The organism is Alloprevotella sp. oral taxon 473 str. F0040 (assembly GCF_000318095.2).
Classification (GTDB): Bacteria; Bacteroidota; Bacteroidia; order Bacteroidales; family Bacteroidaceae; genus Alloprevotella.
This window is the reverse complement of the sequence record NZ_KB290710.1, coordinates 142722-166570: the sequence shown is the minus strand read 5'-3', so window position 1 is coordinate 166570 and position 23849 is coordinate 142722. Positions and strand designations below refer to the sequence as shown.

Annotated in this window: 14 protein-coding genes; 11 read left to right on the top strand and 3 right to left on the bottom strand. The window is 49.9% G+C overall.

Features of this window, described 5'->3' with window-relative positions; all coding sequences use genetic code 11:
- Positions 1 to 11: 11 nt before the first annotated feature.
- Positions 12 to 3098 carry a SusC/RagA family TonB-linked outer membrane protein gene (locus HMPREF9999_RS02240; RefSeq protein WP_009436669.1) on the bottom strand — a complete coding sequence of 1029 codons (3087 nt, stop codon included), beginning with the start codon at positions 3096 to 3098 and terminating at the stop codon, positions 12 to 14.
- Positions 3099 to 4366: 1268 nt separating this feature from the next.
- Here HMPREF9999_RS02240 and HMPREF9999_RS02235 point away from each other — a divergent pair.
- The 7 genes from HMPREF9999_RS02235 (at position 4367) to HMPREF9999_RS02205 (ending at position 14637) form a co-directional block, all read left to right on the top strand.
- The gene (locus HMPREF9999_RS02235; RefSeq protein ID WP_044062989.1) at positions 4367 to 7768 is read left to right on the top strand and encodes a SusC/RagA family TonB-linked outer membrane protein; all 3402 of its coding nucleotides are present in this window, start codon (positions 4367 to 4369) and stop codon (positions 7766 to 7768) included.
- Between the two features lie 66 nt (positions 7769 to 7834).
- Positions 7835 to 9178 (top strand): RagB/SusD family nutrient uptake outer membrane protein, encoded by a 1344-nt coding sequence (locus HMPREF9999_RS02230; protein WP_044062951.1) that lies wholly within the window; start codon positions 7835 to 7837, stop codon positions 9176 to 9178.
- 9 nt (positions 9179 to 9187) lie between these two features.
- Positions 9188 to 9478 carry a hypothetical protein gene (locus HMPREF9999_RS02225; protein WP_044062949.1) on the top strand — a complete coding sequence of 97 codons (291 nt, stop codon included), beginning with the start codon at positions 9188 to 9190 and terminating at the stop codon, positions 9476 to 9478.
- Between the two features lie 106 nt (positions 9479 to 9584).
- A complete protein-coding gene (locus HMPREF9999_RS02220) occupies positions 9585 to 10670 on the top strand; it encodes a hypothetical protein (protein ID WP_044062948.1) in 1086 nt (361 codons plus the stop codon).
- Positions 10671 to 10736: 66 nt separating this feature from the next.
- Positions 10737 to 11747 carry a fibrobacter succinogenes major paralogous domain-containing protein gene (locus HMPREF9999_RS02215; protein ID WP_009436661.1) on the top strand — a complete coding sequence of 337 codons (1011 nt, stop codon included), beginning with the start codon at positions 10737 to 10739 and terminating at the stop codon, positions 11745 to 11747.
- Between the two features lie 222 nt (positions 11748 to 11969).
- Positions 11970 to 13445 carry a thioredoxin family protein gene (locus HMPREF9999_RS10180; protein ID WP_009436660.1) on the top strand — a complete coding sequence of 492 codons (1476 nt, stop codon included), beginning with the start codon at positions 11970 to 11972 and terminating at the stop codon, positions 13443 to 13445.
- Positions 13446 to 13482: 37 nt separating this feature from the next.
- Positions 13483 to 14637 (top strand): TIGR02281 family clan AA aspartic protease, encoded by a 1155-nt coding sequence (locus tag HMPREF9999_RS02205; RefSeq protein WP_009436659.1) that lies wholly within the window; start codon positions 13483 to 13485, stop codon positions 14635 to 14637.
- A gap of 219 nt (positions 14638 to 14856) precedes the next feature.
- On the opposite strand, the gene HMPREF9999_RS02200 is transcribed toward HMPREF9999_RS02205, so the two are convergent.
- Complete coding sequence (locus HMPREF9999_RS02200; RefSeq protein WP_009436658.1) at positions 14857 to 16998, bottom strand: GDSL-type esterase/lipase family protein; 2142 nt, start codon at positions 16996 to 16998, stop codon at positions 14857 to 14859.
- A 181-nt stretch (positions 16999 to 17179) separates the two neighbouring features.
- Positions 17180 to 17683 (bottom strand): hypothetical protein, encoded by a 504-nt coding sequence (locus HMPREF9999_RS02195; protein WP_009436657.1) that lies wholly within the window; start codon positions 17681 to 17683, stop codon positions 17180 to 17182.
- A gap of 441 nt (positions 17684 to 18124) precedes the next feature.
- Here HMPREF9999_RS02195 and udk point away from each other — a divergent pair, with 441 nt between their 5' ends.
- The 4 genes from udk (at position 18125) to HMPREF9999_RS02175 (ending at position 23812) form a co-directional block, all read left to right on the top strand.
- Entirely contained in the window at positions 18125 to 18763 is a 639-nt protein-coding gene (gene udk, locus HMPREF9999_RS02190; protein WP_009436656.1) for a uridine kinase, read from the top strand.
- A gap of 190 nt (positions 18764 to 18953) precedes the next feature.
- Entirely contained in the window at positions 18954 to 20864 is a 1911-nt protein-coding gene (dxs, locus tag HMPREF9999_RS02185) for a 1-deoxy-D-xylulose-5-phosphate synthase (protein ID WP_009436653.1), read from the top strand.
- Positions 20865 to 20998: 134 nt separating this feature from the next.
- Entirely contained in the window at positions 20999 to 22345 is a 1347-nt protein-coding gene (gene trkA, locus HMPREF9999_RS02180) for a Trk system potassium transporter TrkA (protein WP_009436652.1), read from the top strand.
- Between the two features lie 9 nt (positions 22346 to 22354).
- On the top strand, positions 22355 to 23812 hold the full coding sequence (locus HMPREF9999_RS02175; protein ID WP_009436651.1) for a TrkH family potassium uptake protein: 1458 nt from the start codon (positions 22355 to 22357) through the stop codon (positions 23810 to 23812).
- Positions 23813 to 23849: the final 37 nt, after the last annotated feature.

The following is a 23849-nucleotide window of genomic DNA, read 5'->3' as shown; positions in this document are numbered from 1 at the left end:
CTATTTTGAGGTTAGAAGGTCACGGAAATACCCAATGAGTTGGTCATCATGAGAGGATAGTTAGATCCGCGTTCTACATAGGTTTCGGGATCAGTATTCACCTTCATGCCGTCGATGGTCAAGAGATTTTCGACAGAATAGTAGCAACGCATCTTAGATATGCCAAGGGTGCGAGTGACACTTTGAGGAAGCGTGTAGCCCAATTGGATATTCTTGAGACGGAGGTGGCTAGTGTTGTTGAGCCAGAAAGAGCTCATGACACGACGCCAGTGACTCATAGACTGTTCGCCTTCTACGACGCGTGGCATCTTAGGATTGCTCTTGTTGTAAGTCCAAGAGTCGCGCCAGATAGTAGAGGGGTGAGAGTTGTCACCTTGGAAGTCTCCATAGATTTCAGAACCCAGCACACGTTGTGCTCCGGCATAACCTGCAAGGATTGCTTGGAAGTCGAAGTTGCGCCAACCGAGATTGAGTACCAAACCGAAGTTCCACTTAGGATGTGCCGTGCCGTGGTAGGTGCGGTCGTCTTCTGTGATCTTACCATCACCATTGGTGTCCTTATAAATCAAGTCACCAGCATGGAACTTATTACTACCGAAGGGATAGCCAGGTTTACCACTATACTTCTTCATCCATTCCTGTGCAGCTTCTTCACTTGGGAAGAAACCATCAGCTTCATACATGTAGTATGTGCCGAGAGCATGGCCTACAGCCTTGCGTTGGTTGCCATCGGGCAGATAGTCTACACCACCAAGGTTGAGGATTTCGTTCTTGTTGTAAGACACGTTGGCTTGTGCGCCAAATGACCATTCACCCCATTTCTTTTGGTAACCAAGGGTCAATTCCACACCAGTGTTGCGCATAGCACCCACATTGTCCATGTAGTCACCCAACATGAATTCATAAGGCGCAGGCACTTTCATGATGATACCTGTGGTCTTGCGGTCATAGAAATCAAGGCTACCAGTGAGTTCGTTCCACAATTGGAAGTCTACACCCACACCCCAAGTACGTGCCTTTTCCCAAGAAATTGTAGTTTGCTTGTAGCTGCCTTGATAATAGCCTGTGTTGGGCTTACCATTGAAGTTGCTCACGCCACCAATAGTGTAAGTATTCACAGCTGGGTAGTAGTCCTTGAGTGCATCTTGGTTACCCAAAAGCCCCCATGAACCACGAATCTTGAGATAGTTGAGCCAATCCTTGGTGTTTTCCATGAAGGACTCTTCAGAAATGCGCCATGCAGCAGAGAAAGAGGGGAAGTAGCCCCAACGATGTCCCTTGGCGAAACGTGAAGAAGCATCTGCACGAACATTGGCCTCAAAGAGGTAACGACCCATCAGATCGTAATTGACACGTGCAAAATAGCTCAGCATGTTCAAATCGCGAGAGTAGCCACCATTGGTTGCTGTAGCAGCTTCACCTGCATTCATGTCGGTGAGTTCATTGCCTGGGAAGTTCTTTCTATAGGCAGAAAGTCCATGATAGTGATAGCGTTCGGCATGATAACCTCCTAAGAATTTGAGGCCATGAACGCCAAACTGCTTGTCGTAATTGAGCGTAAGATCGAGGGTGGTGCGAGTGTCGTCGCCAAAACCTTCAGTTAAGTTGTTGGGAGACGTCTCCTTGTTAGGATTGTAGCGGAAATACTTCAAGAAGGATTGTTCATAAGCATTACTTGCTACGTGGCCGAGTTTCGCACTCAGCATAAGGTTATTGAGAAGCTGATAGTCCAAACCCAAATTAGCCGTGATGGTACGGTCTTCATTCTTGACGGGTTGATTAGCTTCGAGCCATGCTATTGGGTTACCATCACTAATAGTACCATAAGTGCCATTCTTAAAGTGTGCGGGAATCCAAGGAGCGATGATATTAAGTTGTCGGATAATTTGATCAGAACCACCACCTACATAGTTATTATTAGGGTCGTTGTGGTTGTCCTGAATGAAATTTAAGCCAACGTGTCCTGTGAGTTTGGGAGAGAAATTGAAGTCCAAGTTAGAACGCATGGTGAAACGCTCACGATTGGACGATTGAAGAATACCTTCTTGGTTCATATAACCAGCAGAGGCCATGTACTTCACTAGGTCTGTACCGCCAGATACGTTGACATTGTGTGAGTGTTGTACACCTGTCTTGTAAGCAAGTCCGTACCAATCAGTATTGGGGTGTCCATCGGGATCAGATCCATCGGCAAATTTCTTGAGATCCTCATCAGACCAACGTGCCTTCTTGCCATTAGCCGCAAGAGCATCGTTATACATTTTGGCATATTCATAAGAGCTCAAGCGTTCTACTAAGCGAGTCGCATTGAGGAAACCTACGTTACCATTGTAACTTACGACTGGCTTACCGGTCTTACCGCGTTTGGTGGTCACCAAAATCACACCATTGGAAGCCTTAGAACCATAGATGGCTGCAGAAGCTGCGTCTTTCAACACAGAAATGCTCTCGATATCATTAGGGTCAAGAGAGTTGAGCGTACCGGCTTCAATACCATCAATGAGGATATAAGGAGCGGAATTATTGAGCGTACCGATACCGCGCACGCGGATGGTGGATCCATCGGCGCCAGGACGACCTTGTCCTGCAGTAACCGTGACACCAGGCATCAAGCCTTGGAGGGCTGAAGATACGTTTTGCACGGGACGGCTCTGCAATTCTTCACTCTTGATTTGTGCTACGGAACCAGTGAGGTTTGCTTTGGTTTGGCGACCATAACCCACGACCACCACTTCGGAAAGATTACTATTCGTTTCTTTCAAGGTGATAGAAAGTGGAGAACCATCTCCCACTGCTACGTCTACTTTATCATAACCTATATAGCTAACATTGACATGACCACTACGTACTCCACTGAGAGTGAAAGCACCGCGTTCGTTGGTCAATGTGCTGATGCGTGGATTTTGAGCATCGCGCACGAGAGCACCCACGAGAACTTCACCTTTAGCATCGCGCACCACACCAGTGACACGTTTTGCATTGACGCGTTGTTGCTCCATCACCGCTGCACGATGGTTGGTGGCTTGCGCAGCAAGAGCTTGCGCTGGGGAGAAAGGCAGTGCACCTAAGGCACACATCAAGCCGATAAAGGCCGACATCCGCGAAGCACCTCGGCTAGCGGAGGGTCTACGATTAGCATTGCTCATCATAGGGTTTGTTTTTTAGGTAAAAGACAATAGAGAATCACGAAGGACTCTAAGATTCGGACGACAAGATTAGGCTACAAGGATTGGTGACACTCCTGTTGAGAGCTCTGTGCTTCCTTAAGCATGGTTAAATCCGTCCGTTGTTTCGGTTATAGAAGATTGGCGTATACATCGCAATGAATGGTGCGAGTACTTTCAATTTTGTTTTCGTCTTGGTCTTAGGATTGAGGTCCTAAATGGCATCTTCATGGGAAAATAAGGATTTATGCCTAATAGCAGTGAATAAAAGGTGAAAGTTTTCAAGTAAAAATTCTTGAAATTGAACTTTAGATACCCATTTTTGCAATGTTCACTTGCTGTTTTTAATTGTTTTCATGAGCGAATTTGAGATTTTATTTTGACTTCTCCAAATTTTTTCTTCATTTTTTCTCATTGTCATCCCTCTTTTCGAGAAAAATCCCAACAAAAATGGGAGTAAACAGCGTTCTCTCCGAAAAGTTACGAGATTTTCAGAGCCATATTTTGCGCAAAAAAACTCAAGTTGCGCAATAATCCTCTATACAATAAGGCTAGAGTCTCTTAAACAGAAGATATGAATAGATTTTCCCGCTGATTTCTCCCTAGTATCCACTCCTAATACTTTACCAAAGACACTGCACGATATTCCTAAAAATCCCTAGATATTTCATGCCTCTTCCCATGGACTCTTCCATTTTCTACGGTTCCCAAAGCCCATCGCAAGCCAGGAGTTGCATTATATGCCGTCGAATAGACAATCCAGAACCGAAAGCTAGAGGGAAGCAAGACAGTGCTTCAAATATAATGCTCAGTTTTTTGTGCATTTTTTCTCTTATACCATTTTACATTATTGAATTATACCATTAGTAATAGCCACATACATCGTAATTACCTCACCATTTCATCTCAGAATATATAGCTTTTCTAACGAAATTCGCAAAAAACTCACTTTTCTCTAGCAACCACAAGATAGACAAAAAGCAATTATCGCAATAAAAAAGCGACATTTTTACCACATTTCCCACCACTTTTCCATTAAAACAAATATCCCTCGCAGAAAACATTGCAGAAAAATAAATAAAATCTTGTTATAATCAAGAACAACTAGTATATTTGCAATCGAGTCTCTGCATATAAGCACATAACAACATCTTTTATGCAATCTCCGACCGCTCATTTCTTCATCTTATCTCTTCATGCCTATGAGGACTTATCCCCCATTTCGTAGTTTAATAGCCGCGTTCATCGCGGCAGGAGCCTTGACGGCCACCACCCCACTATCCGCGCAAACCACCGCTACCTCCCAAAACACCATGCAAGATAACGTGGTGACGGGCATGGTGTTCAACAAACAGGGCGAACCCCTCGTAGGAGTTTACGTGCGGGTCACACTGGGGCGCAAAGTTTGGACAGCGCAAACCGACAACAAAGGTGCTTATCGTGTGAAACTTCCAGCAGGCACTAGCACAGCGGGCCTTTCTATTTCGGCTTCCTACCTTGGCATGAAGAGACAAACCAAGAGTGGACGCACTAATGTGACACACTACGACTTCATGCTCGAAGATCACAGTCAAAGTCTCGGAGAAGCCGTGGTGACAGGATATGGCACGATTTCGACTCGTGAGAAGACTAGCGCCATCACTTCGTTGAAGATGGAAGAAATCCTCATGCCAGGTATGACGAGTTTGGAACAAGCTCTAGAAGGTCGCGTGCCCGACATGGTATTCATGCAGAACTCTGGCGAAGTGGGGGCAACTGCTCGTATGCGCATCCGCGGTACTTCCACGCTCATCGGCAATCGCGAACCTCTGTGGGTGCTAGATGGCATCCCTCTCTCCGACCCTGTCGATGTGACCAACGACCAGCTTAATGATCCAGACTACATCAACTACATCGGCAACGCGATTTCAGGGATTAACCCTCAAGACATTGAACGTGTCGACGTACTTAAGGACGCGGCTGCCACTGCTCTCTACGGCACTCGCGCAGCCAATGGTGTGATTGTGGTGACCACTAAGAAGGGGGAACCTGGCCCTCCACGCATCACCTACAACAGCCAATTCAAATTCACCGCTCGTCCGCGCTATTCAGACCGCAACATCTACTTGATGAACTCACAAGAGCGCGTGCAGTTTGGACAAGAATTGATGAATCTCCACTACACCTTCCCCAACCACATGACGATGGTGGGCTACGAAGGGGCTTATCACCGATTTGTCACTGGACAGACGGACTACAATGGATTCTTGGCTGAGGTGCAACGTGCGGAAACGGTGAATACCGACTGGTTTAAGTTGCTCACCCACGACACCTTCAACCACAATCACACTGTGGCACTGTCGGGAGGTAGTGAAACTGCCAGATATTACGCATCTCTGGGCTACAATCGCGAAGAGGGCGTGCAACTGCACCACAACAACGACCGCTACACCGCCTCGCTCAACATGCAAACTCGCATTGCGAAGGTGATCCAAGCGAATATCCGCCTCAATGCCAACGTACAGAAGAAAACACAACTCCCTGGAGAAATCGATCTCTTGGGTTATGCCTATAATACCACGCGGGCACTTCCAGCCTTCAACAACGATGGTTCTTATTTCTTCTACCAACGACACGCCTACAATGTGGGCACGGACAAGAACGAGCAGTACAAATATGCTTACAACATTCTGAATGAGATTGAGAATGCAGAGAAGCTCTACAGCTCAAACGGTATCATGGCAGCCCTTGATTTGACATATCGTTTCAAAACACTGCTCGACCTCACCCTCACCACCTCTTATCAGCGCACTCACTCCGACAATTCCACTTGGTTCGGCGAGAAATCCAATTATGCAGCGCAGTTGCGCAATGCAGAATATGGACAAGCTCCCATTCCTGGCGATTATGGTCTCTCGGATATGCCTTACGGCGGCGTGTACAACACAGGAACGAACGTAAACGAAAACTTTACGCTCCGTGCACAAGCCAATTTCCGCCATGCCCTCGGAGAGAAGAAACTGCACCTCCTCAGTGCTTCGTTGGGTTATGAAATGAATGTGTCGAACACTGACGGATTCAGCGAGAACACACGCGGTTTCTTCAAGAGTCGTGGTTTGAAATATGTGAACATGACAGCAGAGGAAATGAATCGTTTCCCAAAATATGCTTCATGGGTGGCACACAATCACCCCACGCTCCGTGCCGACAAGACGCACCGCCTGAGTGGCTACGCCATTTTTTCCTATTCTTATGGTAGCCTCTTCTCATTGAGTGCCAACACGCGCTTTGATGCTTCCAACAAGTTTGGCTCACGCAGCAACGAAAAATTCCTCCCTGTGTGGTCCGCCTCTGGTATGCTCAATCTGAAGTCCCTCTTCTTGCGTCGCTATGATGCAGTGAGCGACTTGCGCCTGCGCACCTCCTTTGGTAAAACGGGTAATATGGTAGACAATCAAACGCCAAATCTCCTATTGCGCCAAGAGAGTCTCGACACCTACTATGGAGAAAATGTGGCAAAAGTCGATGCTTTGCCCAATCCCTATCTGCGTTGGGAACAGACCGATCAGTGGAATGTGGGCGTAGATGCTTCACTCTTCGACTATCGCCTCACTGTGGGTGTAGATGCCTACTACAAGCACACTAAAGATGCCTTTGACAACACGTTGGTTTCTCCCTTCAATGGTGTGGAAAACTACACAATGAACGGCAGTGATATCACGAATAGTGGTTTCAGCATCAATGTTTCGGCCTATCCCATCAAGACCCGCGATTGGACGTGGCTGGTGTCTGCCAACTACTCCGTAGTTTATAACAGCATAAACACCAAAACCGCCAACAAATATAAGATAGAAAAGTACCTCAATGGCACGGCCATCATCGACGGCAAGCCCATTGGCACCTTCTATAGCTACAATTTCATCGGACTCGATCCACAAAATGGGCTCCCTCTCTTCGATGATTACCGCGATCGTCAGCATTTACTCGAAGGACAACCCCTGGACCGCATCATGCAGCGCGTAGGTTCTCAGAGCGGAAGTCGTGAACCCAATCTCGCTGGCTCATTCTACAGCACACTACGCTACCAACAGTGGTCGCTCTCTGCGAGCTTCAACTATGCCCTTGGCAATAAGATTCGTAAATTCGCCTTATATAAGGATGTGCTCGATGGAGTGTCTTCTGAAAACAACGTGCGCAAAGAGTTTACCAAACGTTGGCGCAAACCTGGCGATGAGAAGCACACTCAGCTTCCTTCCTTGATTAGTCCCAGCGATCCAGCGTTTCAAGAGAACCGCTACCACTGGAGTGCTGCTACTCCCGCAGCGACCCAAGGTTTCGAGGCTTTCGCCGACAACTATTGGATGATGTATGACAACTCCAATGCACGAGTAGTATCGGGTAGTTACTTGCGTTTGAGCAATCTTGCCTTGCGCTACCAGTTCTCTCGCAAGCAACTCAAGGGTATGCCCTTCTCCAACCTAGCACTTGATGCAGCGATGACCAATGTCTTCACACTCAAATCATCTGCTCTCGAAGGACAGGATCCCACGCAGTCAGGTTTCTCACTGCAAACAGCCCTCTCACTTCGCCCATCGTTCACCTTTGGCCTGAGAATTTCGTTCTAATCATCTCCCATCTTGAGGCAGTCGGTGTGTTATCTTCCCTTAAGTCAGCCACCATAGCCTCAACCAATGCATAGATTACTCATGAATCACAAGTTTTCCACCCTCGCACTTGCCCTTTCGCTCCTAAGCACTGCAAGCTGCAACGACTTTCTCGATCAGTATTCTCAAGATCGTGTAGTCGCAAAGACCGTGCAAGACCTCAACGAGCTCTTGGTGGGCGATGTATATCTCAAAAGCCATGTCGTGAACAAAGGGGTTTCGGCCAGCACCTATGGATTTATCAACATCCTCGACGATGATATTAACACCACTGGCACGTCACAACAAGGCAATATTGGTAACACGGCATGGACACACACCGTGGCTCCGATGTACGGCTACTTCACTTGGCAACAAGATGTGCGCTACAATTATGGCCGCACCAACAAAGGCAACGACGATGCTACGCTCAAAACGCTCTACACGCGCATCAACCATGTGAATAACATCGTAGACCTTATCGACGACATGCCACATGCCACCCAAGAAGACGATGCACTCTACCATCGTGTCAAAGGGGAAGCCCTCTTTGCACGCTCACAATTCTATTTTGCTCTGGCCAATCTCTACGGACGTCCCTACCGCCTCGACTCCGCAGCCGTTGACCTCTGTGTTCCTCTGAAGCTCACTTCCTATGTGGAGCACAACAAAGACAAAGAAACGCAGTTTTCTCGCGCCACCAACGCCGCTGTCTATGCGCAAATGGCTAAAGACCTGGAGACAGCAGCCAGCGAACTGGCTGTTTCTCCACAGCCCGACCGCTTCCGTCTGCACCGCGCATCGGCCGAAGCCGCCAATCTCCTCTTGAGCCGCGTATATCTCTACATGCAACGCTGGAGCGATGCCGAAAAGGCTGCTCGTCGCGTGGTAGAAAGTCCTCGTGCCAAGCTCACTCCTCTGTCTGCTTTGCAAAGCGGTCAACCTTTCCTGACTCGCAACAATGTGGAAATCCTCTTCACTCAAGGAGCCAACCACCTCGCTGCCGCAGATCGTAACACTTCGCTCACAGGTGCACCAGCCGACTATTGTGTTTCGCGCGAACTTTACGAATTGTTCTCGGCTTTCGATGCACGTCGCAGCACCTTCTTCAGCACAAACTCTTTGTCCGACAGTCTAGGATTGGCCAATAAATATGAGCGCACCACCGAAGCCAACCACATTTCCGATGGTTTCACCCTCCGCACATCAGAAGCCTACCTCAATTTGGCAGAAGCCTTGGCCATGCAGGGCAAGGATGCCGAAGCTACCACCGTGCTTCACCAACTGCAACGCCAGCGTATAGACGAAAAGTTAACGAACCACACAGGAGAAGACTTGGTCAATGAGATTCGCAACGAACGCCGCCGCGAACTTTGCTTCGAGGGTCACTGATGGTTCGACTTGCGCCGCTATAGTGTGCTGGAGAAATATCCTTTGCGCAAGACTGTCGTTCACGCTTTCAATGCTTACACGGAGCAAAACTCTTTCCTCACCACGCATCTTTTCCTCCTCCCCTCGGGCGATGCTGCCTACACCTTCTCACTTCCCGAGAGTGTCATCTCTTTCGACAAGGTGCCCATGCCCAACCATGTGCGCCCAGAGCGCGTGGAAGTGAAGAAACCTCGTGAGTTGCCTAACGTCCCAGATGAAAAAGAGGAGAACACTCCCGAAACTCCCACGCCTGCTCCGTAGTATTCAGAGCACTGCTCTATGATGAATCTTTAGGACTTTAGGGTATCTTTATGCCCACCCTATTACTAAGACTCTCACGTCTTCCCACATTTTAAGCTCCATCCCCATGAAACATATATTTCTGTTCCTCTGTTCGCTCCTCGCTCTCGTAGGATGCAGCAGCGAAGACCCCATCACTCCTGGGCTCACCTATGGCAATGACTTTGTCATCACCGATCAACCCAACGACTCCATCCAACATGCTCGCTATTTGCTCTACAAAGACTTTGGTGTTCCCGTATATTTCAACGACACCATCGCCAAACACACTGAAGGTCTTGGTGTAGACGGAAAGCCTCGTACGACTTACGAAACCGTAGATCTCAACTGGACCTTTTCGGGCTACAATCGCGGGGTAAAATACTCCTACGTCTATCTCACCGCTCCCGAAGATCAGATGCGCGCGCTCCGCTTCATCCGCAGTTATCTCGGCCAGATTTCTAAGCCCATGCGACCTTTCAGCATCCTTGTGGCTGACACCCTCACTGCCGCCTCAGCTCACCGCACGCAACAGCCCACTTTCCACGTGGGATTCCGCACTCTCGTGCTCGCTCAAGTGCGTTCGCTCACCGACTCCGCCAAAGTAGCCGCCCAAATCAGCACCATCGTGCAAAGCATGGTGAGCGATCGCGTGAAAGCCCAGTCTGCTCTCTGTGGTCGTTTCGCTGAGGTAAGCAAGACCAATGGGTGGTATGGTCAAGAATGGAAGAAGCTCAATAGCACCTATCCCCTACCCACCGTCTTGGACTTGGGCAAAAAGAGCTTCGTCTACTCTGTGAATGCACTCTTCGATGAACCTCCTTTCACCCCCTACAACCACGAAGACATCGTAACTCTGCTGTTGCGTAGCACCGGTGGTCAAGAGCCCATTGCTAAAGATGAAGAAGAAGCCCAAAACATGCGCAAGGCCATGATTGCCGAAATCGCACAATTCGGTTTCCTCGCTGGCTGGAAACAATCGGGAGCCTACGCCCCAAGTGATGACAGCGAAGACCGCGAACAATATCTTCAGGCTCTGCTCTATCTGGGCGATGGAGGTTTCCGCCAACGCTATGGAGACTTCCCCCTCGTGATGCAGAAATATGAGTTGCTCTACAACTTTATTAGCCAAACACTGGGCTTGAATCTCAACTACAATCGCATAGAACAATAGACGTCGCTTACGACTCCGACACGCATTTCTCTGCACATTTCTCACCGATAATGACTTAGTCCTCTCATGAAGTCCCTATTATATACTCTACTCCTGCTAGCCACTGGCGCGCTCATCGGCTGTCACGATGAAGAAAACCCCAGTTTTTCCTATCGCTCCTCGGCCGTTACGGCTGGCCCCGACTTCACCGACCCACGCGACAACAATGTTTACCACACCATTCGTGTGGGCAATCAACTTTGGTTGGCCGAAAATCTGCGCTATGCCCCCAATGGTTATAGCCTAGATGGTGCTTTCACCTGGGAAGAAAAACCCGTGGATCAAAAGAAAATGGTGCCCGACGACCAAATCCTAGGGCAAATGATAGAAGAACTCTTCCTTGATCCGAAGTTCGATGGCTGGAAAGTGGATGGTACTCCCATCGACAATTTCATCCTCCCACTCTTCAAGCATTTCAAGCGCGGTCGTTTGACCGCAGCCCAACTGCGTGAAAACATCGCCTATCTCAACCCCGATTTCGACGACACCCTCACCACTCGCCTCGCCAGCTTCGCCCTTCAACCTGCCGCTCGTGCCAAATATGGCCGCGCCAACTTTGAGAAAGCAGAAAAGGCTAATGGAGGATATGTTCAGAAATACGGTTTCCTCTATTCCTACGCTGCGGCAAAAGCATCTGTACCTGAGGGATGGCGACTCCCCTCCGACCAAGATTGGCAGCAACTTGAGCAAGCTCTTGGACTCTCTTCCCAAGAAGCTCAGCTCGACAATGCTTGGCGCGGTGCAGGTTTAGGCACCGTGATGAGCGAAGGAGGTGCAGCAGGTTTCAATGCTCCCTTGGCGGGGGCCAATGCCTACCAGAAAGCCCGCGGTCAGCTCTATGTGAATCGTGGAAAATCATGGTACTATTGGACATCGACTCCCGTGACACTCAATGACTCTCTGCCTGGTGCCATCGTGCGCATGTCTTCCCACTTCAACGACAAGGTGTGGCGCGGCACTTCTCGCTTAGACAATATGGAACGACCCGTACTCTATAGCGTGCGCTGTGTGAAAGACTTCACCCCAAAAGCCCAATAATAGAAAGCCCTTTCGGAGACTTCCCAACGATTTCTCCGAGAATTGGTGTAGAACTCTCGGACTTTTTCAGAAAAAACTCCGAGAGTTTTGAGAAAATCTCCGAGTTCTTTTGAAAAACGTCGGAGATTTTTTCTGAGTTTTCGTCTACATCTTCCAGAAAGAATCCGTACCTTTGACGAAATTTCTCTCAAGATTACATCCAACGTCTAAGTATTTCCCCTTATGACTATCAAATCTCTATTCCTGGCTTGTGCCACTGCATTGGGATGTCTTGCCCCTCTTTCTGCCTCGGCTCAAGTAGAACCCAGCATGTATGGCGACAAAGTAAAGGCCGACATCAAAGTAAACTATGTGCGCTCTCTCGACGAAGCCTTGACACGCGCCAAAGCAGAGAAGAAACCCATCTTCTTCAACTGCTACGCCGATTGGGCTATTCCCTGCCATGGCATGGACATTTACGTATTCTCCAACCAAGCGTTTGCTGACTATCTCCACAAAAATTTTGTACCTTTCTACATGGACGTGAGCAAACGTCAGAATGCTGCCATCGCCAAACGCTACAACATTCACCGCTTTGCGCACTTCCTCGTGCTCGATACCGAAGGCAATGTGATCCAACGCATCATCGGTGGCAAACAGCTCCCCGATTTCCAAAAAGATCTCGCACTATCGCTCTCTCCCAAAACGTCTCTCGCTGGTCTCTCTGCAGCCTATCAAAAAGGAAAGCGCGACAAGAAGACGCTCCGCAACTACCTCTATGCGCTGAACCTCGCAGACGACTCCACCTTCAACCAAGTGGCACAAGAATATTGGGCACAACTTTCGGAGAAGGAATATGCAAAGGAGGACAACTGGTTCATCCTTTCCCGTCTGGTCACCAATCGTCAAGCTCCCCTTTACCACTATTTGGTGGATCACCGCGATGCTTTCATCAAAAACATCGGTGAAAACAAGGTGAATAGCTTCCTAGAACGTATGTTTTATTCAGAAGCAGCGGCTTATGCTTCGGGCACCACACCCTACGATGCCGATGCCCTCTTAGACCTCTCCCTAGGGGCACGCAAAGCTGGCATAGCTGATACTTCAGGAGTCTACCCTACGCTCAAGCTCGCCGAACTTCGTGGTACCAAACAATATGAAGCTCTCGTAGACTTCATGGAAAAAGAAGGCGATAAATTCCAGAGTTCTCGTGCTAGCTACGAACTCACCTTCGATTTTCCCGACCTCAACGCTCAACAAATCAAACGTCTTTGCACTTACCTCCGTCAACGTTCTACAGTTGAAACCGGAAGTGGAGCCAAACAACTAAGTTTCTTAGCAGACCGTTTGGAGAAAAATGATGGCATCTTGTTTGATCATCTCTCACTCAAAGAAGCTTTAGCCAAAGCTAAGGAGAGTGGCAAGCAAGTCTTTGTAGACTGCTTCACCGAATGGTGTGGCCCTTGCAAGATATTGGCTCGCGACGTCTTCCCTCGCCCAGAAGTGGGCAAGGTGTTCAATGCTCGCTTCGTGAATCTCAAATTGGATATGGAAAAAGGCGAAGGCCCTGAGGTGGCAAAGCGCTACAGCATCTCTGCCTATCCCACGCTCCTCGTGCTCAACCCCGATGGCACTGTAGCCGGAAAGGTGGTGGGTTCACTCCCCATGGAGAAAATTCTCGAGGAAATGGAGAAAATCCCCACAACTCCTCAACAGTAGTTCTACCATTCACCTAGTTTAATTCCGTTTCTCACCTATGACATCTACCTTTCTTCGGTCATTTGTCCTCGGCTGCTGGTTGATTTCGTCCTCACTCTTCGCAGCGGCACAGCGTTTTCGCGCCATTGTGCCCTATGTCAATGAGGGGGGCAAGCTCATCGTATCCTTGAAAGTCAATGGCCAACAAGGACGCTTCCTGCTTGACACGGGTGCGCCTTGCTGCGTGAGTCATGAGTTTGCCTCACGCATCGGAGTCAAAGCAGGAGAAATGCGCACTGGCGAAGACTCCAACGGCAGAGCGGTGCAAACTTCTCTCGTGAGTTTGGACAGTCTGCAATTAGGTGCGGTGACCTTTCGCAACATCCAAGCCATGCAATGGGAGAAAGGCAACCCCACCGCCCAACTCATTGATGGCATCTTGGGGTATAATCTCTTGCGCATGGGCATCGTCAAGTGGGACACTCGCCAACGTCAGTTTATCTTCACCACCCTCACCGAAGGACTTGGCCTAGATCCCTCACGTGCGCTCCCACTGCTGCCCAACGACTATGTGCCCATGGTGGCTGTGCGCTTGGGTAAAAGCGACACTGACACGGTGATGTTCGACAGCGGAGCGGAGGGATTCTACGAAATGTCCAACCGTCAGCGCGAACGCCTCACCCAGAGTCGTTCCACTGCGCGCATTCTGGCCACTGCCGACGGTACTTTGTCCATGGGTGCTAGTGGCATAGAGGGAGTGACAACCAAGCACCGCATCCTCATTCCCCAAATGGAGATTGCACGCTTCCGATTTGCGGACGTTGCCACTACCACCACCGATGGAACTTCTTCCAGACTCGGTTCGATGCTCTTCAACTACGGTGATGTTGCCATTGACTTCCCTCGCCGCGCGTTCTACTTCTTGCCTCATCCTTTGCAGAAAGAACCCTTGAAAGTCTATCAACCCGAATGGGAAGTGGTGCCCACCGTCACCGCCGATGGAACTATCGTGGCTGGCATTGTGTGGAATGCGAAGCTCCCCATCCATCAAGGTGACCGCATCGTGGAGATTAACGGGCAACGCTGCGAGCGCATCGATTTTGCCAAGGCAGTTTCGACTCCGCCCTTCGTGCTTTCAGGCAAGAAAACAGAGATTGTCTTCATCCCCAAAGGCAGCACAGAAGAGCGACGTCTCACCATTCATTGCAAATAGTGCCTAGGATTCAGATAGGGATTAGGATTGCCCCACTCTCCTCTCTAGATGGGAGAAAGGACGACGTCCTTATCTTGTAGCCCTATCACCCCACGAGGGAGCACAGCTCCTCACACAAGCCGCAAACACTCGGTATATAAAAGAACGCGACCAGCGAGATTTCGATGAGAATCTCGCTGGTCGCTGTTTTATTAAGCTAGAGAATAAAGTGCGCGCTCCTCATTTCACCTCCAAACGGAAGGTGGAAAGAGGAAGACCTTGGGAAGAAACTACATTACCCTCGCTGAAAGGTTGCCAACCATAGCGTACATAGCGCGGTAGTTTCACTGCCTCAGCAGAAAGCACAAGCTGTCCTGCAGGAGTGACTTCAGCAGTCGCGGGATAAAAACGCTCATCTGCACCAGCCACTTCAAAGGTGCGCATGGGTTGTTGGTCACTTGTGGTCAAGCGAATGGGAGTGGCGAGCGTGAGCCACACACTACTACCAGCGCGGAGGGCAGAGGTGACCTCAGGACTCAGTGGACTATGTGCAAAACCATAGTCGTTGCGGAGCACCGCCCGGCCTAAACGCTCACCCACCTCAGCCTTGTAGGGAGGATGCACATCACGGCGCAATCCTTTGTCGGAGGTAACGATGAGGGGAAGATGGAGTTCTTGTGCAAGACTGCGCTGCGTTTCGCGAAACCAAGGCCATGATGGACGCTCGATACTGGAAAGTTGCACCAGATAAAAGGGATGTTTTTTGGCAAAAGCCAATTGTTGCAGGCGCAATTGTGGAGTAAGTGAATCCAGCCCTGCCACCACTCGCTCGGTAGCTTGCGCAGTTTGGGTGAAACGCTGCGTCCAACTCTCTTGCAACAAGCGCAGCAATCGCGCATAGGTCGTAGCGTTGTGCGCATTCGATTCACCTTGATACCACGCCACTCCCTTAAAAGTGTAGCCTTCTAGGAGGCGCATCCCAGCTTCATAGCAATAAGCAGGATGATAAGGGTGACGTGCCTCGGGACGAAGTGCTACATTCTTAGCAGCACGTCCGCGCACCCAGTCCATCACAAAGTCATTTCCTCGCCAGTTGCGGAAGATTTGTGAGAAATGCTCTTCCAACACAGGGCGGTCTATCCATGCTTCTGTGGGCGTACCTCCCACAGCATTGCACACGATGCCCACAGGCACTTTGAGACTATCGCGAATCATCTTGCCCATATAATAGGCCACAGCAGAAAAATCACCCACACTTTCGGGCGAAGCTACCTCCCAAGGGTGCGCCTCAAAGAGTCGCAACTGATCCACCTCGGCAAGGGCTGTGCTGTCCCAACTCACATTGTCGGTTTCCCATCGAGGTGTCATATTATATAGGCGCAATCCTTTGTCGTTGCACTGCGCGATAGTTTGTTGCGCAGTCGCAGCTTGTTTCACCTTGAAAGCCATGTTCGACTGTCCACTGCAGAGCCACACTTCGCCCACTGCCACATCTTTGAAGCGTTTCACCTCTCGACCTGCGGCAATGGTCAGTGTTCCGCTCTCCACAGGCTGGGAAAGCACTGCCCAAATGCGCCATTCACCACGATTGTTGGCAACTGCCTTGCCCAGTTCTCGGCCTTCATAGCTCACCACCACGTTAGCTCCGGCATTTGCTAGGCCATGGACATAGCAACCTCCGCGTTGGAGCACCATGCCATCGGAGAACAGTGGTGAAAGTTGCAAACCGCCATAATTGCCCGTGATACCTTTATACACAGTTTCAGCCAGAACCTTCGCCCCACGTGGGTCAGGATGTATGCCATCGCCCAACCAGTCGGGATGCGCTATGAGCGGTTGGTAGAAATCGATGAGTTCCACGCCCTGTGATGCGGCGATGCGGTCGATGGTCTCGGAGATTTCTCTGCGCCAAAGTTCAGTGCCAGAGTCGAAACGTGGATGATCGTAGCGAATCGGCGTAAGGCGCGAAAGGATGATGCGCACTTTGGGATTAGCTTGTCGCAGAGAGTCCATGAGTGCCACATAGTCGCCCACAAACTCATCTCGGAAGTTGGGCCAATTTCGCGGATCGGTGTCGTTGATGCCGAGATGGATCACGGCAATATCTCCCTTAAACTGCAACGCCTCACGAAATTCCGTCTGCTGGAAATAAGGACGATGGCCATGTCGCAGGAGGGTAGCCCCTGGTTTTCCGAAGTTACCCACGACATAATCCTTTCCGAGCATACGTTGCAATTGTGCAGGATAGGCATCTTGCTCACGATTGGCGATTCCTGTGCCGTAGGTGATGCTATTGCCCACGCAAGCCACGCGCACCACTTTGCGAGCGGTGGCGGAGAGTGTGGTTAGTAGTAAAAGAAAAGATAGGAGGTATTTATACATGGGAAGACTATATTTTAAAGACAAAGGGAGAATGGCTCATGACATCTGAAGACATCCTATTGTTCGCTGGAGCAAGAGTCCACAGACACAACGCGAAGAAGTGCAGAATAGTACCAGCTAAAGGCCTCTGTTGTCGCTAGCATAACAAGACTAGCACTGATAGGTAGACCACGTTCTGCCCTTACATCACTTCTTCTTGTGCCAAGAAGAGGTTGTAGAGTGCCTGTCCGATACGGTCGCGATCGAAGCGCACATCATAGGTCATGGGAATCGTCGAAAGGCGAAGTTGCTTCACTCCACGACTCAACTGCGACAACTGTGCACGCGTGATGGGGTAAACGGCTGTGGCGACCATGCGGCGTTTGGGATAGCCCGACACCGATTCGTCTTTGACGGAGAGTTGCACCTCATTGTCGATGAGCTTTCCCGAAAGTTGGATCATCTGATCATCAAAAGTGCGTAACCACAGTGTGCTCTCGGGGAGAAATCTGCGGTCGGTAGCCCTCAGTTGGAGGGTGAGCAAGTAGCCATCGCCTTGTCGCGAGAGACTTATAGAGAGATTGTCGGCAGTCCAAAACGAGAGTGCGACGGGCTCATAGCGCACCACCTCTTGTGCCTTCGCCACACTCGGACAAAAAGGCAAAACAAACAGACTATACAATAAAAAATAAGCACTAATTTTCATGAGTTAATGATGTTAGGATGAGTATCAGAGCACCTGCAACTCTTACAGTGCGATATCTCTGAAATAGTATGCCAAAGTTATTCATTCTTTTTTGAGCAGACAAATTGAAAACAGCTTTTTAATAGCTTTTCAAGATAAAGAAATCATTCTGAACCTCTAAACAATTATGCTACCAAAGACTAAAGTAGAAGAGTACAAAGCCAACAGCATGAGATAACACCTGATAATTTATACAAAGAAAATGCCAACTAAAGATGCGCTAATACGAGGTATAGGTGGGAACTATAGGGGCTAAATTATAGGCACTACTGGGTAGATTTCATTTTTTCTTCGTACATTTGCCCTTACAAACTGTACGAATTGTGCCGTTGATGTGGAACTATCGAGACCACACATGGCCAAACTAGCAGTTCCCATCAACTGAACATTCACTCCTCTCCCATGCTCATCATCGGAATAGCAGGCGGCACAGGGTCTGGCAAGACTACTGTGGTGCGAAAAATCGTGGAAAGTTTGCCCCCTGATGCGGTGGCCGTCATCCCGCAAGACTCTTATTACAAGCACCAATGGGATGTGCCAGAAGATCAGCGCAAGCTCACCAACTTTGACCACCCTAACGCTTTTGACTGGCCTCTGTTGGCTCACCAAATCGAACAATTGAAACGTGGAGAAGCTATCGAGCAACCCACCTATTCATACCTCACTTGCACCCGATGTGAGGAGCCCATTCACGTGGAACCCCACGATGTGATCATCGTGGAAGGCATCATGGCGCTCTACGACAAGGAACTGCGCGATCAAATGGATTTGAAAATCTTTGTCGATACGTGCAGCGATGAGCGTTTGCTCCGTGTCATTGAGCGCGACATCGCAGAGCGTGGTCACTCTCTCGAGATGCTTATCGAGAAATATCGCAATGTGCTCAAACCCATGCACGATGAGTTCATCGAACCTTCCAAAGAGCATGCCGACATCATCCTGCCCAATGGCGGCGACAACAAGCGCGCCATTGCCATGATGCAACAATACATCCGTTCTGCTTTCAGAAGACAACAAATCTCTGAGGCTCTCGGAACATAGACATTAGACGTTACCTATTTGCCCTTGGACAATAGACGTTGTTTTTTGACGTTGTAGATGAGAAACATTGCGGTGCGCACTTGCGTAGCTGCAATTTTTGCGTACCTTCACGTCGAGAATGGCAACATCACCCAAGGAAGGAACTCCACGAGGACAACGCCTAAGATCTTGACTCTAACATCTTTCAGACATGACAACTCCCGAAAAATATCCCCTCTTATCGCGCATTGATTCGCCTGCCGACCTACGACGTTTGTCACTGGCCGACCTGCCCCAGCTGTGTCGGGAGTTGCGCCAAGACATCTTTGAAGAGCTCTCACAAAACCCTGGGCACTTGGCTTCTAGCCTTGGAGCTATCGAACTGACGGTGGCCTTGCACTATGTGTTTACGACACCCGACGACCGCATCGTGTGGGATGTGGGACACCAAGCCTATGGACATAAAATCCTCACTGGCCGTCGCGATCAGTTTCACACCAATCGTCAGCTGGGAGGCATCAAACCATTTCCCTCGCCCTCTGAGAGTGAATACGACACCTTTGCTTGTGGTCACGCTTCTAACTCCATCTCTGCTGCCCTCGGCATGAATGTTGCGGCCTTGCAACAAGGTCATCCCGAACGCAAAGTAGTGGCCATCATCGGCGATGGTGCCATGAGTGGAGGTTTAGCCTTTGAAGGCCTCTACAACGCCTCAGAAGTTCCCAATGATTTGCTCATCATCCTCAACGATAATGACATGAGTATCTCTAACTCTGTCGGAGGCATGAAGCAATATCTCCTCAAACTCCACGCTTCTGCTGGATATAATCGTTGGCGCAATCGCATCGCCCGCCGATTTGAACACTGGGGACTGCTTAACACCTCACGTCGCAAGAGTTTGATCCGCCTGAACAATGCAGTAAAATCATTCCTCTCCGAAGAACAAAACATCTTTGAGGGCATGAACATCCGCTATTTCGGCCCTTACGATGGACATAACGTCCTCGAACTCGTAGAGATTCTCCAAGGCATCAAAGACATGAAAGGCCCTAAGCTCTTGCACATCAAGACCACTAAGGGCAAAGGCTACGGATGTGCTGAAGCCGACCCTCTCGGATGGCACGCTCCAGGTAAGTTTGACCCTGAAGCAGAGGTGAAACTCGCTACTCCCGAACGTCCCGATGCTGCTCCTAAGTTTCAAGACGTATTCGGACACACACTAGTCGAACTCGCCGAACAAAATCCACGCATCATTGGGGTCACTCCAGCCATGCTCACAGGCTGTTCCATGCACATCATGCAGCAACAGATGCCCGAACGCACGTTTGACGTCGGCATCGCCGAAGGCCACGCCACCACTTTCTCTGCTGGAATGGCAAAGGAAGGCATGATTCCTTTCTGCAACATCTACAGTTCGTTTGCACAGCGTGCCTACGACAACATCATCCACGACACCGCGCTCTTGGATTTGCCCGTGGTGTTCTGCCTAGATCGTGCTGGACTCGTGGGAGAAGACGGCCCCACCCACCACGGTGTCTTCGACATTGCGGCCTTGCGCCCCATCCCCAATCTCATCATCGCTTCTCCCTACGACGAATGCGAATTGCGCCACCTCATGTTCACCGCGCAGCAAGCAGCGAAACATCCCTTTGTGATTCGCTATCCTCGTGGTGGCGGTAGACAAAGCGACTGGCGATGCCCTATGAAGGCCGTAGAAATAGGGCGTGGTCGTCTGCTTCGACAAGGTACGGGCGAAGTGGCACTGCTCTCTTTCGGCCCCATCGGTGTTACTGCTGCAGATGCCATTGAGGCTATCGAGATGAAACATCCCAAGGTAAAAATCACCCATGTGGATTTGCGCTTCGCCAAACCTCTAGATGAAGATTTGATACTCCAAGTGGCACGCACACATCGCACCCTCATCACCCTCGAAGATGGGGCTCGCCAAGGCGGCATCGGCAGTGCTGTGCTTGAACTCTTGGCAGATCATGGTGTGGCCTCTAAAGTGGTGCGCCTCGGGCTCCCCGACAACTTTGTCGAACATGGAGCTGTCCATGAATTACACCATCTCTGTGGCATCGACCAAGCTGGCATAGAACAAGCCATTGCAGCACATCTCTAAAAGACATCGACTTGCCTCAGAAGCTAAGCAGAGCAAAATCTCATAGGTAATGCCCAAACTCCGCTAGAGGAGCAAATCTATCAAAACATCATCCGAGTATCTCAAAAGGCGCACCGCGCCATTCTATCATAGTCATGCGCATAGTCATAGCTGGAGCAGGAGAAGTGGGTAGTCACTTAGCCACACTCCTCACCCGAGACAAGCACGACATCGTGCTCATCACCGAAAACGAGCAATCTTTCAAAACGGCTTGCCCGCACGAAGACCTGCTTAAAGTGCGTGGTGCTCCCACTTCCATCAGCTTCCTCCGCGAAGTTGGTGTAGAAGGTTGTGACCTCTTCGTAGGCGTCACTCCCGATGAGAGCCGCAACATGACAAGCTGCATGCTGGCTAAGAAGCTAGGAGCTAAGAAGTGCGTGGCACGCGTAGACAGCATAGAGTATATGGAAGCAGACAACCTAGAGTTTTTCCGCAAACTCGGCATCGACTCTATGATTTATCCCGAACTGCTCGTAGCCAATGAGATTAACCACCTTATCTCTCGTCCATGGGCACGCCAATGGTGGGAAATGCAGGGTGGAAAACTCCTACTTTTTGCCGTAGTGGTGCGCGAAGACTGCGAACTCATCGACAGAGTAATCTCGGAAATCTCAAGTCCTGAAGATCCCTTCCACATCACCGCCATCAAGCGCAACGGTGTGACCATCATCCCTCATGGGGAAACGTCCATACTCTTAGGCGACTTGGTGTTTGTCATGACGCGCCCCGAACACATTCAGTTCGTGCGCCATATTTTCGATAAAGAGAACATTCCCGAAGCCAAACGCGTGGTGTATATGGGCGGCAGCGACATCACCATCCATAGTGTCAATACACTTCCCAACGACATCAGCACGTGGGTCGTGGAGCGAAATCCTGAAAAAGAGAAAGCCGTACACAGTGCCATCACCCACACCAAAAATCAAGTGTATAGAGGTGATGCCCGCGATTTGAGCTTTCTCAACGACGAAGGTATCCGCAAAGCTGATGTCTTTGTGGCTGCCACCAAAAACACAGAGTCCAACATCATCGCATCGCTCTCCGCCAAACGATTGCTCAATTTCACCAAAACCATTGCCATGGTCGAACAGAGCGGCTACGTCGAACTGGCTGAGAAAGTGGATGTCGGTTCTATCATCAACAAGAAAACCTTTGCGGCTGCCCACATCTATCGCATGCTACTAAAAGCTAATGTGGCCTCCATCAAGAGCTTTACCGTGGCCGATGCCGATGTGCTAGAGTATTGTGTCAAACCTGACTCCATCTTCACCCGCAAAGCTGTCAAACATCTCCATCTGCCATCGCAAGCCAGCATAGGTGGTTATGTGCGTGGTGACAAAGGGTATCTGGCCAACGGCAACACTATCTTCCAAGCTGGCGATGTGCTCCTCATCTTCTGTCTACACAGCGAAACTCGCAAATTGGAAAAGTTTCTCAAATAACCCCATTTCATGCTGAACTATCGCATCATTGCTCGCGCCTTCTCAGGACTCATAGGTCTCGAAGCCTTGCTGTTCCTCATCTGTTGGCTCGTAGGCATCGGCTATGGCGAATCTCACCACAGCACATGGATTGTACCCATCGGCATCTGCACCGCGCTAAGTCTATTATTGGGTATTTTGGCAGGCAAAGGTCCCACTCACTTTGAGCGAAGAGATGGCTTTTTCATCGTCGCCATCGTATGGATTATCTATGGCATTTTGGGCATGCTGCCCTTTCTTTTTGGCGGACACATGCTTCGCCCTTCAGCAGCCTTCTTTGAAGCCATGTCGGGATTCACCACCACAGGCTCCACAGCTTTCACCAATATCGATGTTCTGCCCCATTCCATCTTGCTTTGGCGCAGCATCACCCACTGGGTGGGTGGCATGGGGATCATCTTCTTCACCCTCGCTCTACTACCTGCACTCGGTATAGGCGAGCAAGAACTCTTTTCTGCCGAAGCCACAGGACTAAAACTCGGCAAACTCCACTCGCGTGTTAGCACCACTGCCCACTATCTTTGGAGCACCTATCTCCTCATCACCATTGCGTGTGCCATCGCCTACCGACTATGTGGTATGAACACCTTTGATGCCATCAATCATAGTTTTGCTACCATTGCCACGGGAGGCTTCTCTACACACACAGCTAGCATAGCCCATTTCAACTCTCCTGCCATCGAATATGTTTCGGTGTTCTTTATGTTCCTCGGCTCTGTCAACTTCTCGCTGCTCTACTTCATGATTTTCAAACAGCGTTTCAGACTCTTATGGAAGGACGAGGAACTACGGCTATTTATCACCTTTATCATCCTCTTCACCACCACCTGCACCTTGAGTCAGTGGTGGCATTCAGGCGACCCTTCCGAGCATGGCTTCCGCGAGTCGCTCTTCTATGTCACCTCCATGATGAGCACCACAGGATTCACCACGGAAAACTTTATGCAGTGGCCTCATCTCACCTGGATTAGCCTCATCTTGGTGAGTGTCATGGGAGCTTGCGCGGGGAGCACCGCAGGTGGTGTCAAGACCGTGCGCATCCTCACTGCCATAAAGGTCATGCGCACTGAAGTGCGCCGCATCCTCCACCCTCGCGCTGTCCTTCCTTTGCGCATCAACAACGACTATCTCACCACCGACGTTCTCCAGAGCATCTTTGCCTATATCTGTTGCTATCTTTTCCTCATGATTGTAGGCATCAGCATCTTCGTCATGCTGGGCTATCCAGTGTTTGATAGTTTCGGTCTGAGCATCTCCACTTTTTGCAACGTAGGCCCTGGCATAGGCTACTCCCTCGGGCCCCTCGACTCCTGGAGCGAACTTCCTGACCTCGGTCTCTGGCTCAGTTCCTTCCTCATGCTCGCTGGACGTCTCGAAATCTTCGGGCTCCTCCTCCCTTTCACACCCTCCTTCTGGAGAGATAATTAGGATTTAGACGTTAGAGATTAGACTTTAGACGTTAGAG

Excerpts from the sequence above, each read along its gene's own strand:
- HMPREF9999_RS02240 (WP_009436669.1), bottom strand. The coding sequence starts at position 3,098 with ATGTCGGCCTTTATCGGCTTGATGTGTGCCTTAGGTGCACTGCCTTTC.
- HMPREF9999_RS02235 (WP_044062989.1), top strand. The coding sequence starts at position 4,367 with ATGAGGACTTATCCCCCATTTCGTAGTTTAATAGCCGCGTTCATCGCG.
- HMPREF9999_RS02230 (WP_044062951.1), top strand. The coding sequence starts at position 7,835 with ATGCATAGATTACTCATGAATCACAAGTTTTCCACCCTCGCACTTGCC.
- HMPREF9999_RS02220 (WP_044062948.1), top strand. The coding sequence starts at position 9,585 with ATGAAACATATATTTCTGTTCCTCTGTTCGCTCCTCGCTCTCGTAGGA.
- HMPREF9999_RS02215 (WP_009436661.1), top strand. The coding sequence starts at position 10,737 with ATGAAGTCCCTATTATATACTCTACTCCTGCTAGCCACTGGCGCGCTC.
- HMPREF9999_RS10180 (WP_009436660.1), top strand. The coding sequence starts at position 11,970 with ATGACTATCAAATCTCTATTCCTGGCTTGTGCCACTGCATTGGGATGT.
- HMPREF9999_RS02205 (WP_009436659.1), top strand. The coding sequence starts at position 13,483 with ATGACATCTACCTTTCTTCGGTCATTTGTCCTCGGCTGCTGGTTGATT.
- HMPREF9999_RS02200 (WP_009436658.1), bottom strand. The coding sequence starts at position 16,998 with ATGTATAAATACCTCCTATCTTTTCTTTTACTACTAACCACACTCTCC.
- HMPREF9999_RS02195 (WP_009436657.1), bottom strand. The coding sequence starts at position 17,683 with ATGAAAATTAGTGCTTATTTTTTATTGTATAGTCTGTTTGTTTTGCCT.
- udk (WP_009436656.1), top strand. The coding sequence starts at position 18,125 with ATGCTCATCATCGGAATAGCAGGCGGCACAGGGTCTGGCAAGACTACT.
- dxs (WP_009436653.1), top strand. The coding sequence starts at position 18,954 with ATGACAACTCCCGAAAAATATCCCCTCTTATCGCGCATTGATTCGCCT.
- trkA (WP_009436652.1), top strand. The coding sequence starts at position 20,999 with ATGCGCATAGTCATAGCTGGAGCAGGAGAAGTGGGTAGTCACTTAGCC.
- HMPREF9999_RS02175 (WP_009436651.1), top strand. The coding sequence starts at position 22,355 with ATGCTGAACTATCGCATCATTGCTCGCGCCTTCTCAGGACTCATAGGT.